General features: G+C 60.1%; 17 protein-coding genes. 10 read left to right on the top strand and 7 right to left on the bottom strand.

Annotated elements, in window-relative coordinates; translation table 11 throughout:
- Positions 1–64 precede the first annotated feature (64 nt).
- From scpB to PMI30_RS11755, 4 genes are read right to left on the bottom strand one after another with little or no spacing between them, the layout of a single operon-like run.
- The gene (gene scpB / locus PMI30_RS11740; protein WP_008010989.1) at positions 65–1,039 is read right to left on the bottom strand and encodes an SMC-Scp complex subunit ScpB; all 975 of its coding nucleotides are present in this window, start codon (positions 1,037–1,039) and stop codon (positions 65–67) included.
- A gap of 11 nt (positions 1,040–1,050) precedes the next feature.
- Positions 1,051–1,809 (bottom strand): segregation and condensation protein A, encoded by a 759-nt coding sequence (locus PMI30_RS11745; RefSeq protein WP_172435665.1) that lies wholly within the window; start codon positions 1,807–1,809, stop codon positions 1,051–1,053.
- A 60-nt stretch (positions 1,810–1,869) separates the two neighbouring features.
- On the bottom strand, positions 1,870–2,499 hold the full coding sequence (locus tag PMI30_RS11750) for an L-threonylcarbamoyladenylate synthase (protein WP_032830619.1): 630 nt from the start codon (positions 2,497–2,499) through the stop codon (positions 1,870–1,872).
- Positions 2,500–2,512: 13 nt separating this feature from the next.
- Positions 2,513–3,376 (bottom strand): PHP domain-containing protein, encoded by an 864-nt coding sequence (locus PMI30_RS11755; protein WP_008010988.1) that lies wholly within the window; start codon positions 3,374–3,376, stop codon positions 2,513–2,515.
- An 87-nt stretch (positions 3,377–3,463) separates the two neighbouring features.
- Between PMI30_RS11755 and PMI30_RS11760 the strand changes: the two genes are divergently transcribed.
- The 6 genes from PMI30_RS11760 to PMI30_RS11785 all read left to right on the top strand — a co-directional run bounded on the left by PMI30_RS11760 (position 3,464) and on the right by PMI30_RS11785 (position 7,866).
- Positions 3,464–4,060: a septation protein A gene (locus tag PMI30_RS11760; protein ID WP_008010987.1), complete on the top strand. Its 597-nt coding sequence runs from the start codon at positions 3,464–3,466 to the stop codon at positions 4,058–4,060.
- A gap of 1 nt (position 4,061) precedes the next feature.
- A complete protein-coding gene (locus PMI30_RS11765) occupies positions 4,062–4,361 on the top strand; it encodes a YciI family protein (protein ID WP_008010986.1) in 300 nt (99 codons plus the stop codon).
- Positions 4,362–4,471: 110 nt separating this feature from the next.
- Complete coding sequence (locus PMI30_RS11770) at positions 4,472–4,885, top strand: hypothetical protein (protein ID WP_008010985.1); 414 nt, start codon at positions 4,472–4,474, stop codon at positions 4,883–4,885.
- Between the two features lie 7 nt (positions 4,886–4,892).
- On the top strand, positions 4,893–5,570 hold the full coding sequence (locus tag PMI30_RS11775) for a response regulator transcription factor (protein ID WP_008010984.1): 678 nt from the start codon (positions 4,893–4,895) through the stop codon (positions 5,568–5,570).
- 254 nt (positions 5,571–5,824) lie between these two features.
- Entirely contained in the window at positions 5,825–6,274 is a 450-nt protein-coding gene (locus PMI30_RS11780; RefSeq protein WP_008010983.1) for a Spy/CpxP family protein refolding chaperone, read from the top strand.
- Between the two features lie 251 nt (positions 6,275–6,525).
- Positions 6,526–7,866 carry a sensor histidine kinase gene (locus PMI30_RS11785; protein ID WP_008010982.1) on the top strand — a complete coding sequence of 447 codons (1,341 nt, stop codon included), beginning with the start codon at positions 6,526–6,528 and terminating at the stop codon, positions 7,864–7,866.
- A 98-nt stretch (positions 7,867–7,964) separates the two neighbouring features.
- On the opposite strand, the gene PMI30_RS11790 is transcribed toward PMI30_RS11785, so the two are convergent.
- Complete coding sequence (locus PMI30_RS11790) at positions 7,965–8,531, bottom strand: NAD(P)H nitroreductase (RefSeq protein ID WP_007895019.1); 567 nt, start codon at positions 8,529–8,531, stop codon at positions 7,965–7,967.
- A gap of 122 nt (positions 8,532–8,653) precedes the next feature.
- On the opposite strand from PMI30_RS11790, the gene PMI30_RS11795 reads away from it, so the two are divergent.
- Positions 8,654–10,108, top strand: a complete 1,455-nt coding sequence (locus PMI30_RS11795; protein ID WP_008010981.1) for a TrkH family potassium uptake protein — start codon at positions 8,654–8,656, stop codon at positions 10,106–10,108.
- Here PMI30_RS11795 and PMI30_RS11800 read toward each other — a convergent pair.
- Complete coding sequence (locus PMI30_RS11800) at positions 10,065–11,126, bottom strand: AraC family transcriptional regulator (protein ID WP_202949724.1); 1,062 nt, start codon at positions 11,124–11,126, stop codon at positions 10,065–10,067. The two genes, PMI30_RS11795 and PMI30_RS11800, sit on opposite strands and share 44 nt — an antisense overlap.
- A gap of 158 nt (positions 11,127–11,284) precedes the next feature.
- On the opposite strand from PMI30_RS11800, the gene PMI30_RS11805 reads away from it, so the two are divergent.
- Complete coding sequence (locus PMI30_RS11805) at positions 11,285–11,596, top strand: DUF962 domain-containing protein (RefSeq protein WP_007895016.1); 312 nt, start codon at positions 11,285–11,287, stop codon at positions 11,594–11,596.
- Between the two features lie 99 nt (positions 11,597–11,695).
- Positions 11,696–12,286 carry an HD domain-containing protein gene (locus tag PMI30_RS11810; RefSeq protein ID WP_008010979.1) on the top strand — a complete coding sequence of 197 codons (591 nt, stop codon included), beginning with the start codon at positions 11,696–11,698 and terminating at the stop codon, positions 12,284–12,286.
- Positions 12,287–12,418: 132 nt separating this feature from the next.
- Here PMI30_RS11810 and PMI30_RS11815 read toward each other — a convergent pair whose 3' ends face one another.
- Entirely contained in the window at positions 12,419–13,234 is an 816-nt protein-coding gene (locus tag PMI30_RS11815; protein ID WP_008010978.1) for a UDP-2,3-diacylglucosamine diphosphatase, read from the bottom strand.
- 136 nt (positions 13,235–13,370) lie between these two features.
- Here PMI30_RS11815 and PMI30_RS11820 point away from each other — a divergent pair, with 136 nt between their 5' ends.
- Positions 13,371–14,129, top strand: a complete 759-nt coding sequence (locus PMI30_RS11820; protein WP_008010977.1) for a helix-turn-helix transcriptional regulator — start codon at positions 13,371–13,373, stop codon at positions 14,127–14,129.
- Positions 14,130–14,226 lie beyond the last annotated feature (97 nt).

The raw sequence follows: 14,226 nt of genomic DNA, 5'->3' as shown, positions 1-14,226 counted from the left end.
CATTCAGCATCAAAGTGACTGATAGACCGCAATCGCGAGCAGGCTCGCTCCCACAGGATTTGGGTCAATCTTCGAACTGGCGGCGCTCAGCTTCGATTGCTTCGGCGAGGGCCTTGGCTTCGGCTTCTTCGTCGGTCAATTCGGGCTCGGGTTTCGGCTGTTCGAGCGCGGCTACGGCGGCCAGGAGCTTTTCGCGAGCCTCGGCGACGCCAAGAATGTCGTCTTCCTGTTCTGATTCGACTTCGGCTTCAGCCTCGACCGGAGGTTCAGCTTCGGTTTCAGGCTCGGGTTGAACCGACTCCCCTTCCGTCTCGGTCACCGCGCCATCGCGCAACAAATCGTCGAAGTCGGTCTTGAGCCCCTCTTCCATGGTGTCCAGTTCCAGCAACAGAGTGTGGAAACTGGTTTCTTCCTTGGGTTCTTCCGGCTCGGCGCTGGCATCAGCCAATTCCTGCAGGCTGGCAGGCACGGGCGCGTCGTCGAAATCGAGCACAGGATCGGGTTCAAGTTCGCGCAGTTCGGCGAGTGGCGGCAGGTCGTCGAGATTCTTCAGGTTGAAGTGATCGAGAAACGCCTTGGTGGTGGCGAACATCGCCGGTTTGCCGGGTACGTCGCGGTAACCGACGATGCGGATCCACTCACGTTCCAGCAGGGTTTTCACGATGTGGCTGTTGACGGCCACGCCGCGCACGTCTTCGATCTCGCCCCGGGTGATCGGCTGGCGATAGGCGATCAGCGCCATGGTTTCGAGCATGGCGCGGGAATAGCGTTGCGGCCGCTCTTCCCACAAACGTCCGACCCACGGCGCGAACTTTTCGCGGATCTGCAGGCGATACCCGGAGGCAACTTCCTTCAACTCGAAAGCACGGCCGTCGCAGGACTTTGCCAGAATCGTCAGCGCTTTCTTGAAAACAGGGGGCTCCGGCCGCTCGCCTTCTTCGAAGAGTTCGAACAGGCGTTCAAGCGATTGCGGTTTTCCCGAGGCCAACAGAAAGGCTTCAAGCAGTGGCGCCAGCTCGCGGGGTTCAGTCAGGTTCATGATTCAACTCGTTATTCGGCTCGGGCCCGGACATGGATCGCCGCGAACGGCTCATTCTGCACCAGCTCGACCAAGGATTCCTTGACCAGTTCGAGGATCGCCATAAAGGTCACCACCACCCCCAGGCGCCCTTCTTCAGCGGTGAACAGCTCGACGAAGGGCACAAAACCGCCGCCCTTAAGCCGTTCCAGCACATCGCTCATGCGCTCGCGGGTGGACAGCGCTTCACGGCTGACCTGGTGACTTTCGAACATGTCGCCACGGCGCAAGACCTCGGCCATGGACAGCAACAGCTCTGAAAGACGCACGTCCGGCAACAGCTTGCGCGCCCGGGCTTCCGGGGCATCGAGCTTGGGCACCACCACGTCGCGGCCGACGCGGCTCAGGCCATCGATGCCTTCGGCAGCGGCCTTGAAACGCTCGTACTCCTGCAAGCGACGAATCAGCTCAGCGCGAGGATCGTCCTCTTCGTCTTCGATCGTTTCGGCCCGCGGCAGCAACATCCGCGATTTGATCTCGGCCAGCATCGCAGCCATCACCAGGTACTCGGCGGCCAGCTCCAGACGCACCGACTGCATCAACTCGACATAGCCCATGTACTGACGGGTGATTTCCGCCACCGGGATGTCGAGGATGTTGATGTTCTGTTTGCGGATCAGGTACAGCAGCAAGTCGAGCGGGCCTTCGAAGGCCTCAAGAAAGACCTCGAGCGCATCCGGCGGGATGTACAGGTCCAGCGGCATTTCCATGACCGCCTGGCCATAGACCATGGCGAAAGGCAGTTCTTGCTGGGCGCCGGCCTGGCTGTCGACGGGTTCTACTGCAGACATCTAGGCCTCGGCCATGAAAGGCGCAGGGTCGCCGCAACCGACGCGGATGATTTCCGGTTCGCCGTCGGCGAGGCTGATCACGGTGGACGCCTTGATCCCGCCAAAACCGCCGTCGATGATCAGGTCGACCTGATGCTCGAGCAACTGGCGCATTTCGTAAGGATCGCTCAACGGGTCGGTGTCGCCGGGCATGATCAGGGTCACGCTCATCAGCGGCTCGCCGAGCTCTTCCAGCAATGCCAGGGCAATCGGATGGCTTGGCACACGCAGGCCGATGGTGCGTTTTTTCGGGTGCAGCAACAGCCGCGGGACTTCGCGGGTGGCGTTGAGAATGAAGGTGTAAGGGCCAGGCAAGTGAGCCTTGAGCACACGGAAGGTGCCGGTATCGATCTTGGCAAACAGCCCCAACTGCGACAAGTCGCTGCAAATCAGCGCGAAGTTGTGCTTCTCATCCAGCTGACGCAGCCGGCGCACGCGTTCCACGGCGTTCTTGTCGCCGATCTGGCAACCAATGGCGTAGGAAGAGTCTGTGGGATAAATCACCACCCCGCCGTTGCGGATGATCTCGACAGCCTGTTTGATCAGGCGCGGTTGCGGGTTTTCCGGATGAATCTGGAAAAATTGACTCACATTCTCTACCTGTTCAGACGACGGCAATAATTGGGTCATGTTTGAATCGACACCACAGTGGTGGCAGATCCTCCGGGACCGGGCGGTATTCACCGATCTCGGACCAGCCTCCAGGGCCATGAAAATCACTGCCGGCGCTGACCAGCAGACCAAACTCGCGGGCAAGAATCGCCAAACTGCCCACCTGTTCGGCGGGTTGATGGCCATTGACCACTTCTATCGCGTGGCCCCCTGCTTGAATATAGTCGGCAATCAGGCGGCGACGCTTGCTGCGAGTGAAATCGTAGTGCCAGGGATGCGCCAGGCTGACCCAGGCACCCGCGGCGCGCAGGGTTTCGACGGTGTCTTCCAGGGTCGGCCAGTGTTGTTTGACGTCGCCCAGTTTGCCGGCGCCCAGCCATTTGCGGAACGCTTCGGCGCGATCCTTGACGAAACCTTCGCGCACCATCCAGTCGGCAAAATGCGGACGGGCCGGCGCATTACCGCTGTCGCCCAGCTCCTGTTGAATGGCCCGAGCGCCGTCGAGCGCCCCCGGCATGCCTTTCAACGCCAACTTGCGGCTTATTTCTTCGGACCGTAGCCAGCGGCCGTCGTGCAATTTTGCGATGGCCTCGACCAACGGCGCCGCATTGACGTCGAAACCGTAGCCCAAAACGTGGATGGTCGCCCCGCCCCAGGTGCAGGACAATTCGACGCCATTGACCAGTTGCATCCCCAGCGCCGTCGCGGCGCTACGGGCCTCGTCGAGGCCTTCAAGGGTGTCGTGATCGGTCAAGGCCAGGACTCGCACGCCTTTCTCGAACGCACGCGCAATCAGTACCGCAGGCGCCAGGGCGCCATCGGAAGCCGTGCTATGGCAGTGCAAATCAACATTCACAGGACTGTGTAACCTCAAATCAGCTGACGCTATCGCGCGTCAATATGTTTGTTATTATGCCGCCACATCCTGCTTCTGGCTGCCACTGTGAAACAATTCATCGACTTCATCCCGCTTCTGCTGTTTTTCATCGTCTTCAAAATCGATCCTCGGATCGTCGACATCGGCGGTTATCAACTGTCTGTCGGTGGTATTTACAGCGCCACCGCAGTGCTGATCATCAGCTCCCTGGTGGTTTACGGCACGCTGTTCATCAAGCAGCGCAAGCTGGAGAAGAGCCAGTGGCTGACCCTCATCGCGTGCCTGGTCTTCGGCAGCCTGACCCTGGCGTTCCACAGCGAGACCTTCCTGAAATGGAAAGCCCCGGTGGTCAACTGGCTGTTCGCCCTCGGGTTCATCGGCAGCCACTTCATCGGTGATCAACTGCTGATCAAACGCATCATGGGCCACGCGCTGACCCTGCCGGAGCCGGTCTGGACCCGTCTGAACATCGCCTGGATCGGTTTTTTCCTGTTTTGCGGCGCCGCCAACCTGTTCGTCGCGTTCACGTTCCAGAGCTACTGGGTCGACTTCAAAGTCTTCGGCAGTCTGGGCATGACGTTGCTGTTCCTGGTCGCCCAGGGCATTTACCTGTCCCGCCACCTGCACGACGCCGATACCACCACGCCAAAAACCGAGGACTGACATGCTTTACGCAATCATTGCCACAGACGTCGCCAACTCCCTGGAAGCCCGCCTGGCCGCACGGCCTGCGCACCTTGAGCGCCTGCAAGTGCTTAAAGGCGAAGGTCGTATCGTATTGGCCGGCCCGCACCCGGCCGTCGACAGTAATGATCCGGGCGCGGCGGGTTTCACCGGCAGCCTGATCGTTGCCGAATTCGATTCGCTGAGCGCCGCAAAGGCCTGGGCCGACGCCGACCCGTACATTGCCGCAGGCGTCTACGCCAATGTTTTGGTCAAGCCGTTCAAGCAAGTCCTGCCATAAAGCCCTCCCGCGCGATGAGCCTTGTCGGTTCATCGCGCGTTCAATCGCTCATTATTCTTGTTTACCGGCCGACAACCTGCCCAATACTCGTATTGGAATCAGGAGTTGCGATGCGCAAAGGTCCGTTGTGTCTGATGTTGGTGACGTTGTCGATCATGGCGCCCGCCCATGGTGAAGAAAGCGCCAATGGCGGTAGTTCGACGCCGCTGTCCTTGAGCGCCGGCAGCCAGATCACCGAGTTGCAGCAGCGCTTGAAGGTAAGCGAACAGCAACGAGAAGAACTGAGCAAACAACTGCAAAATACCGATGGCGAACGCGAAAGCGCCCAGTTGAGCCGGTTGCGCCAGGAGAATCAGCGCCTCAAGCTGCAACTCAAGGAGGCTCAGGCCAGCAGCCCGCTGCCACGCCTGCTGACAGATCAGCAGCAATGGTTCGTGATTGGGGGCGCAGTAGCGCTATTGGCCCTGCTCTGCGGTATCTTCGCCAGTGGTGCAACCAGAAAACGTCGGCAATGGCTAAATTGAGTGAGTGATGAGCGAGCTGTTACTAATTGATGATGACCAGGAGCTGTGTGAGCTCCTGAGCAGTTGGCTGAGCCAGGAAGGCTTTCAGGTCCGTGCCTGCCACGATGGCCAGAGCGCGCGCCGGGCGTTGGCCGAAACTTCCCCGGCGGCGGTGGTGCTGGACGTGATGCTGCCAGACGGCAGTGGCCTGGAACTGCTCAAGCAACTGCGCAGTGACCATCCGGATTTGCCGGTGCTGATGCTGTCGGCCCGTGGCGAACCGCTGGACCGCATCCTCGGCCTGGAACTCGGTGCCGATGATTACCTGGCCAAACCGTGCGATCCGCGGGAACTGACAGCGCGCCTGCGCGCGGTATTGCGCCGCAGTCATCCGACGGCAGTCTCCAGCCAGCTCGAATTGGGCGACTTGTGCTTCAGCCCGGTGCGTGGCGTGGTCAGCATCGATGAACAGGAGTTCACCCTCACTGTCTCCGAAAGCCGCCTGCTCGAAGCCCTGCTCAAGCAGCCCGGCGAACCGCTGGATAAACAGGAGCTGGCGCAAATCGCCCTCGGTCGCAAACTGACCCTGTACGACCGCAGCCTGGACATGCACGTGAGCAACCTGCGCAAAAAAATCGGCCCACACCCCGACGGCCGCCCACGCATCGTTGCCCTGCGCAGTCGTGGTTACTACTACAGCCTCTGAGCACGACCTGCGATCCCTTGTAGGAGCTGCCGAAGGCTGCGATCTTTTGATCTTGATCTTGGCCGTAAAAAGCAAAATCAAAAGATCGCAGCCTTCGGCAGCTCCTACGCCGCACTGTGGTACATCGTGGAATTGTCAGGAAGGTAGAAAATCGTCTTTACCCAAGCTTTACGCTCCGCTGACCGCCGCTGACCTTGATCTGCGTAATCTGCACACATCCGGAACGTACCGGGAACGAGACAAGGAGATACACCATGCGCAAGACTCTTATCGCTCTGATGTTTGCTGCCGCCCTGCCGACCGTTGCCATGGCCATGCCTGAAGGCGCAGGTCCGATGGGTGATCACATGGACGGCTCACGCCACGGCGGTCAGATGCACGGCATGCACGGTAAAGGCCCTTACAGCCAGCTGGACCTGAGCCGCGAACAGCGCGAGCAAATCCGCAAGATCATGGGCGAGCAGATGCATGAGCGTCAGCAATTGGTCGACAAGTACCTGGAAAAACTCTCGCCAGCCGATCAGAAAGCCCTGAAAGACGAGATGGCAGCCAAGCACAAAAAAGCCGAGGCCGACGTTCGCGCACTGCTGAAACCGGATCAACAGAAGCAATTCGACGAGATCCAGAAGAAAAAGGCTGAGCGTCGCGCCGAATGGGCCGAGTTCAAGGCCTGGAAAGCGCAGCAAGCGCAAAAAGCGCAATAATGCGCTAACACTGGACCCAACGGCTAACACCGTTGGGTCTTTTGCCACTCAATTTAATGTGGGAGCGAGCCTGTGTGGCGAGGGGGCTTGCCCCCGTTGGGTCGCGAAGCGGCCCCGGCATTTCAAAGTTAAATCGCAGGTAATGTTTACGACTGCTTCGCAGCCGAACGGGGGCAAGCCCCCTCGCCACAAGGGCCCCCTCACCACAGGGTCCGCTCCCACATGGATTTGTGCTTGTTTGAGGATTTTCTGTGCGCTCATTGTTCTGGCGTATCCTGGCCAGCTTCTGGTTGGCCATCGCTCTGGTTGCAGGGCTTTCCATTCTGCTCGGGCACATGCTCAACCAGGACGCGTGGATTCTCAGTCGTCACCCGGGCCTCAACACCTTGGCCGAACAGTGGACGCAAACCTACGAAAGCCAGGGCGAAGAAGCCGCCCAAGACATTCTGGAGCAGCGCAAGCGCCAGTATCACATCGACGTTCAGGTACTCAACGAAACGGGGGACCCGGTGGTACGCGGCACCTTCCCTCGGCGGGCGGCGGCCTTCGAAGCCCGGCAGAACAATGACGATCGGCGCCTGCCGTGGCGGCGTCTGACCGATGAGTACACCAGCGCCAAGACGGGCGACACCTACCTGCTGATCTACCGCATTCCGCACCCGGAACTGGACGCCTGGCACCGTGAAAGCCTGCTCTGGCCGTTGAGTGCACTGGGAATTGCATTGGTGGTGCTGACCCTGTTCAGCCTGTTGGTGACCTTTTCCATCACCCGACCGCTGAGCCGTTTACGTGGCGCGGTGCATGAGCTGGGGCAGACGACGTATCAACAGAACAGCCTGGCGCAATTGGCCAACCGCCGCGATGAGTTCGGCGTGCTGGCCAACGACTTCAACCGCATGGGCGCACGCCTGCAAAGCCTGATCGGCAGCCAGCGGCAATTACTGCGGGACGTGTCTCACGAATTACGCTCACCCTTGGCCCGACTGCGCATTGCGTTGGCGCTGGCCGAGCGGGCCAATCCTGAGGAGCGAGAAAAACTCTGGCCACGCCTGACCCGTGAATGCGATCGACTGGAAGCGCTGATCAGCGAAATCCTGGTACTGGCGCGCGTCGACGCCGACAACGCCAGCGCTGAAGAAGTGGATCTCAATGCGCTGCTCAATACCCTGCAAAAAGATGCGCAGTTGGGCTCGCCCGAGCAGAACGTACGCCTTGAGGCCGAGCCGCAACTGAACCTCAAAGGCTGGCCGACCATGATCGAGCGTGCCGTGGACAACCTGCTGCGCAATGCCCAGCGCTTTAATCCAGTCGGGCAGCCGATCGAAATGCAGGCGTTGCGTCAGGGCGACAGGATTGTGGTCAGCGTGCGTGATCACGGCCCTGGCGTCGAGGCCGAGCATTTGAATCAGTTGGCTGAACCCTTCTATCGGGCGCCCGGGCAGACAGCGGCCGGGCATGGCCTCGGGCTGGCCATCGCGCGCCGTGCGGCGGAACGGCATGGCGGCAGTCTGGTATTGGCCAATCATCCGCAGGGCGGGTTCATTGCCAGCCTGGAATTGCCGTTGGTGCCGGGGGCTGTGGTGCAACCTTAAAAGCTTCGCGGGCAAGCCTCGCTCCTACAGGATTGTGTGGGTCACATGATCGCCAGATTACCTGTAGGAGCGAGGCTTGCCCGCGAAGCATTTGATCTTCAGGCCTTACCGGACCAGGCGCTGACAAACTCGGCCAGATCGACCTTCTCCGCCACCCGCGGCTCTTTCTGCGGCGTGCCAAGGTAAAGAAACGCAATCACCTCTTCCCCTTCCGCCAGCCCCAAGCCTTTAGCCACATGCGCCGAATAAGCCAGCTCACCAGTGCGCCACACCGCGCCAATGCCTTGCGCATAGGCCGCCAGCAAAATCCCGTGAGCCGCACAGCCTGCCGCCAATAATTGCTCGGACTTGGGGTACTTGGCGTGTTCCTGCAAACGCGCAATCACCACAACCACCAGCGGTGCACGCAACGGACCGTTGCGCGCCTTGTCCAGCAAGGCCTCGGACACATCACTGTCTTGCAGCTTCGCCGCTTCGGCCAGCAACTCACCCATTTGCTCGCGTGCCGCGCCTTCGACTGTCAGGAAGCGCCAAGGCTGCAAATGGCCATGGTCTGGCGCGCGCATCGCGGCGGCAAACAGCACTTCCCGTTGCTCGGCAGTGGGTGCCGGATCGAGCAGTCGCGGGACGGAAACACGGTTGAGCAAAGCGTCGAGAGCCTGCATCGGCCACCTCCTGTAGAAAATGTTTGGCTATTCTAGCGTCAACTGTCGCGACGGCGTCGGTTTACATGCCCCGCCCCGCAGGTAGAATGGCGCCCTTCCCACTATCAGCCCGAGCGGACTTCATGGCGTTGCCGACCTTACGGATCATTGGTTTCATCATCGGCATCTTCCTGATCACGCTGGCCATCGCCATGGTTGTACCCATGGCCACCCTGGTGATCTTCGAACGCACCAGCGACCTGCCGTCGTTCCTTTGGGCCAGCATGATTACCTTTGTCGCCGGTCTGGCCCTGGTGATACCGGGGCGCCCCGAGCACATCCATCTGCGCCCGCGAGACATGTACCTGCTGACCGTCAGCAGCTGGCTGGTGGTGTGCATCTTCGCCGCCCTGCCGTTCCTGCTGACCCAGCACATCAGCTACACCGACTCGTTCTTCGAAAGCATGTCCGGCATCACCGCCACCGGAGCGACGGTACTCACGGGCCTGGACAACATGTCCCCCGGCATCCTGATGTGGCGTTCATTGCTGCACTGGATCGGTGGCATCGGTTTTATCGGCATGGCGGTAGCGATTCTGCCCTTGTTGCGCATCGGTGGCATGCGGCTGTTTCAAACCGAGTCGTCAGACCGTTCCGAAAAAGTCATGCCCCGTTCGCACATGGTGGCGCGTTTGATCGTTGCGGCCTACGTCGGCATCACCATTTTCGGCAGCCTGGCGTTCTGGTGGGCCGGGATGAGCCTGTTCGACGCCATCAACCATGCGATGTCAGCGATTTCCACCGGTGGTTTCTCGACCTCCGACCAGTCTTTGGCCAAGTGGCCGGAGCCTGCGGTGCATTGGGTCGCGATCGTCATCATGATTCTCGGTGCCCTGCCGTTCACCCTGTACGTAGCGACCCTGCGCGGTAACCGTCAGGCCTTGATCAAGGATGAACAGGTTCAAGGGCTGCTCGGCATGTTGCTGGTGACCTGGCTGGTGCTCGGCACCTGGTACTGGTGGACCACCCAGTTGCACTGGCTGGAAGCCTTGCGGCATGTGGCGCTGAACGTGACATCGGTGGTGACCACCACCGGTTTTGCACTGGGGGACTACAGCCTCTGGGGCAACTTCTCACTGATGCTATTCTTTTATCTGGGGTTTGTTGGCGGCTGCTCGGGTTCGACCGCTGGCGGGATCAAGATTTTCCGCTTCCAGGTTGCCTACATCCTGCTCAAGGCCAACCTTAACCAGTTGATACACCCGCGCGCGGTGATCAAGCAGAAATACAACGGCCACCGTCTCGATGAAGAGATCGTGCGCTCGATCCTGACCTTTTCGTTCTTCTTCGCCATCACCATTTGCGTTATCGCACTGCTGCTATCGCTACTGGGCGTGGACTGGATGACCGCGCTTACCGGCGCGGCCGCCACGGTGTCTGGCGTAGGCCCTGGGCTTGGCGAAACGATTGGCCCGGCGGGTAACTTCGCCAGCCTGCCGGATGCCGCGAAGTGGATTCTCTCGTTCGGCATGCTACTGGGCCGACTGGAGATCATTACGGTGTTTGTTCTGTGTATCCCTGCGTTCTGGCGTCACTGATCCGCACGGGCGCTTCCATCAGCCGCGTCCGGTATTCGCCGGGGGTGGAATCGAACCAGCGTCGGAAGGCGCGGAAGAAGTTGCTCGGATCGGCAAACCCCAGCAGGTAGGCAATTTCCAGCAGGGTCATGTTCGGTTGCGCCAGGTATTGCTCGGCCAGTTCACGTCGGGTGTCATCCAGCAAGGTCTGAAAACTCGTGCCCTCTTCCTGCAAGCGACGCTGCAAGGTGCGTTGCGACAAGTGCAGCGTCTGGGCCACCGTATCACGCTTGGGTTCACCCTGAGGCAGCAGACGGCATAACACCTGCCGCGCCTTGTGGGTCACGCGGCTCTCGGAAAACCGCGCCAGATACTCGCCGGCAAACCGGTCGTGCAGCCGCGCCATGGCCTCGTTGGCGGTGGGCAGCGGCGCCTCCATGTCGGCGCGCTCGAAGATCAAGGCGTCATAAGGCGCGTTGAACATCAACGGGGCATGAAAGGCTTGTTTATAAGGTTCAAGATCAACAGGGTTAGCGCCTTGCAGCAAGACCTTGCGCGGCTGCAGCGTACGGCCGGTCAGCCAGCCACAGAGTGCCAGGGCGCAGGCCAGTGATGCTTCAGCACTCTGTCGGGTCGGCGGCAGATGGTCGCCATGGACCGTCAGAATCAGCGCATACCCCTCATCCAGCAATCGGAAACTCAAGTCGGCACTTTCGGCGATGATTCGCTGATAACGCACCAGACGTTGAAAGCCTTCAGCCAGGGTCTGGCTGGACATCAACGCATAACCGGCGACATGGAAGGACGCCGGTCGCACCACCTTGCCCATGTTCAGGCCGATCGCCGGGTTGCCGGACAGCTCGACCGCGCGCTGCCAGAGCCGCGTCATGGAATCTTGCGGGAAGCGCGCATCCGGGTCATCCAGTGCCGCATAGTCGAGCCCTAGCTGCTTGAACAGAACCTGGCAATCCAGGCCGTCCATTTCCAGTGCTTTGACAATCCCCATCGCCCAGCTTGAAGAAGTCGTTCGTTCGCTCATGGCGTTTACTACGTGATGGCCGCATGCCACGACCCAATACCCAAGGATACTAAAGTGGCGCCTATTGTCACTGGCTGATGCCAATGATCACTCTAGACTCAAATAAGCTACCCGCAGAACAACTTGTCGCGTGCACAGCAACCCCAGAGATCGCAGTCGTGGAAAACATCAAGCGTTTCAATAGCTTCGCTGAGTTTTACCCGTATTACCTCAGCGAACACCGCAACAGCACTTGCCGACGATTGCACTTTGTCGGTACCTCCCTGGTTATTTTCATTCTGGCGCTGACCATCGGCAACGGCGCGTGGTGGATGTTATTGGCCCTGCCGCTGGCCGGTTACAGCTTCGCCTGGGTCGGGCATTTCTTCTTCGAGAAGAATCGCCCTGCCACCTTTCAGCATCCTCTTTACAGCCTGCTCGGCGATTTCGTCATGTACCGCGACATGATTCTGGGTCGCGTGGCGTTCTAGGCTCCATTGGCCACAAAAGCGTCTTGTGCAGCCAATGCAGCGTTGGATCCAAGCCCTACACTCAACGCATCCCTTTCGACTAGAACAAGAGGATAGCCGATGAATGTCCATGCCCGTTTTACCCATATGCAGGACGGCACGCAGGAAGACTGGGCGATCATCGCCGCTGATTTCAGCGCCTATGCCCGGCAATTGCCCAAACGGATCGTGGCGCACCTGAAGTTACTGGAGGGGGATTTCGGCGGTTTCCCGGTAGATCGTCTGACCCACTCCCTGCAAACTGCCAGCCGTGCCTGGCGTGATGGTCGCGACGAAGAGTACGTGGTCTGCGCCCTGCTCCATGACATCGGCGACACTCTGGGCTCCTACAATCATCCGGACATCGCCGCGGCGATCCTCAAGCCGTTCGTCAGCGCCGAGAACCTGTGGATGGTGGAGAAGCACGGGATTTTCCAGGGTTATTACTTCTTTCATCACCTGGGCATGGATCGGCATTTGCGCGAGCAATTCAGCGGTCATCCGCAGTATCAGGCGACCATCGAATTTTGCGCCCGGTACGATGCGGCGGCGTTTGATCCGGCGTACGACACGCTGCCACTGAGCTTCTTCGAACCGATGGTGGAGCGGCTGTTTGCGCAGCCGAAGAATTCGATTTACAAGGCGGCGATGGAAGAGCATTCGCCGGCCTGATTAATCTGGATGTCCGGGCGGGCCCCTTCGCGGGCAAGCCTCGCTCCTACAGGGTTCACGTTTGCCATCCCGGCGTGAGAACGACAAAAAACCTGTAGGAGCGAGGCTTGCCCGCGAAGGCGTCGGATCGGTTCACGCCGGTTCAGCGACCTTCACCGCCTTCAACTCGGCCTCCCGCGCCTGGGCATCGGCCAACCGATACAGCTCGATCGAGCCATCCCAATGCTCGATCAGCGCCGTGCACGACTCCACCCAGTCCCCGCAATTGAGGTAATCCACCTCGCCGACCTTGCGAATCTCGGCATGGTGAATGTGCCCGCACACCACTCCGTGCAACTCGCGTTTGACGCATTCGTGGGCAATGGCTTCTTCAAAATCGCTGATGAAACTGACGGCTGTCTTGACCTTGTGCTTGAGGTACGCCGACAGCGACCAGTAGCCGTAGCCATAACGGGCACGCCAATGGTTGAGCCAGCGGTTGAGCGTCAAGGTGAATTCGTAGGCCGAGTCGCCCAGAAATGCCAGCCAGCGATGGTAGCGGGTGATCACGTCGAACTGGTCGCCGTGAATCACCAGCAGATGACGGCCATCGGCGGTCACATGCACGGCTTCGTCCACCAGCTGGATATTGCCCAGCATCAGCTTCGAATAACGGCGCAGGAATTCGTCATGGTTGCCAGTGACGTAGATCACTTCCGTGCCGCGCTTGCTCATGGTCAGCAGGCGACGAATCACATTGGTATGCGCTTGCGGCCAGTACATGCCGCTGCGCAGTTTCCAGCCGTCGATGATGTCGCCGACCAGGTAGATCTTGTCGGTGTGGTAGCCCTTGAGAAATTGCGATAGGTGTTCGGCCTGGCAGTCTCGGGTGCCCAAATGCACATCGGAAATCCACAAGGTCCGTACACGTTGCTTACGGCTGGGTTTGGCGAGCTCGGCGCTGGTCATGGGCAACCCTCAGGACAAGTTTTGGCAAGCTTGCGCCGGTCGAGTGAATTGCCCATGACAGTGGCAAGTCAGTCTTGTGACAGCGCGAGCCGGGCCGCACCCGGTGTAGACTGGCGACCTGCACAGGAGACCTGCGATGAGACCGATCCTCACGCTACGCCAGTACACCCACGACCTGATCGTCCACAGCCACGACCACGCACAACTGGTGTTCGGGCTGTCGGGCGCGCTGGACTTCGAGGTCGAGGGGCATGGTAGTCAGGTGGTTCAGCAGAGTTTCGTGGTGGTGCCGTCGGGCGCGCATCATGCCTGCGACAGCGCCCATGGCAGTCGTTGCCTGGTACTGGATGTGCCGAGCGAGCAGTGGGTTTCGCAGTCCCTTGGCGATCACACCGAAGCCAGCCGCCGCTTGCTCGACAATGCCGGACGCCTGTCGCTGGACGCCGGGCAAAGCCAGCTGGTGAGTTGGCTGGCAGGCAGTCAGATCAGTGATCCGCTGATTGCGCAGCAAGGCGCGGTGCTGTTGCTGGCCAGCCTGAACAACGCCAAACCCGACAGCGTGGGCGGTCGGCGTCTGCCTTATGCGGCGCTGAATGCACACATCGATCAATACGCGGCCTATCCGCTGCAAGTCGCCGATCTGGCGCGCATTGCCGGCCTGTCCAGCGCTCGGTTGCACGCACGGTTCGTGGCGGAATGCGGGCAAACGCCGATGGACTACATTCGCAGTCGTCGGCTGCACATGGCCGTTGGCTTGTTGCGCGATTCAGCGCTGCCCATTGGCGAGATCGCCTGTCGGGTCGGCTACAGCTCGCAGAGTGCGTTCGCCGCGGCAGTGCTGCGTGAGTTCGGTGCCTCACCCGGTAAATTGCGCCGCGAGGCTGGCGACAAATGACGCGAGTCTGGCGACAGACATAATCGGCCCGGCACGATTCAATGTAGGAGCTGGCGAAGGCTGCGATCTTTTGATCTTGTGTTTCTTGAGATCGCTG

The sequence above is a fragment of the Pseudomonas sp. GM50 genome (assembly GCF_000282375.1).
Lineage (GTDB): Bacteria > Pseudomonadota > Gammaproteobacteria > Pseudomonadales > Pseudomonadaceae > Aquipseudomonas.
Note: the sequence above shows the minus strand (reverse complement) of the source record. Positions and strands in the feature narration are given on the sequence as shown.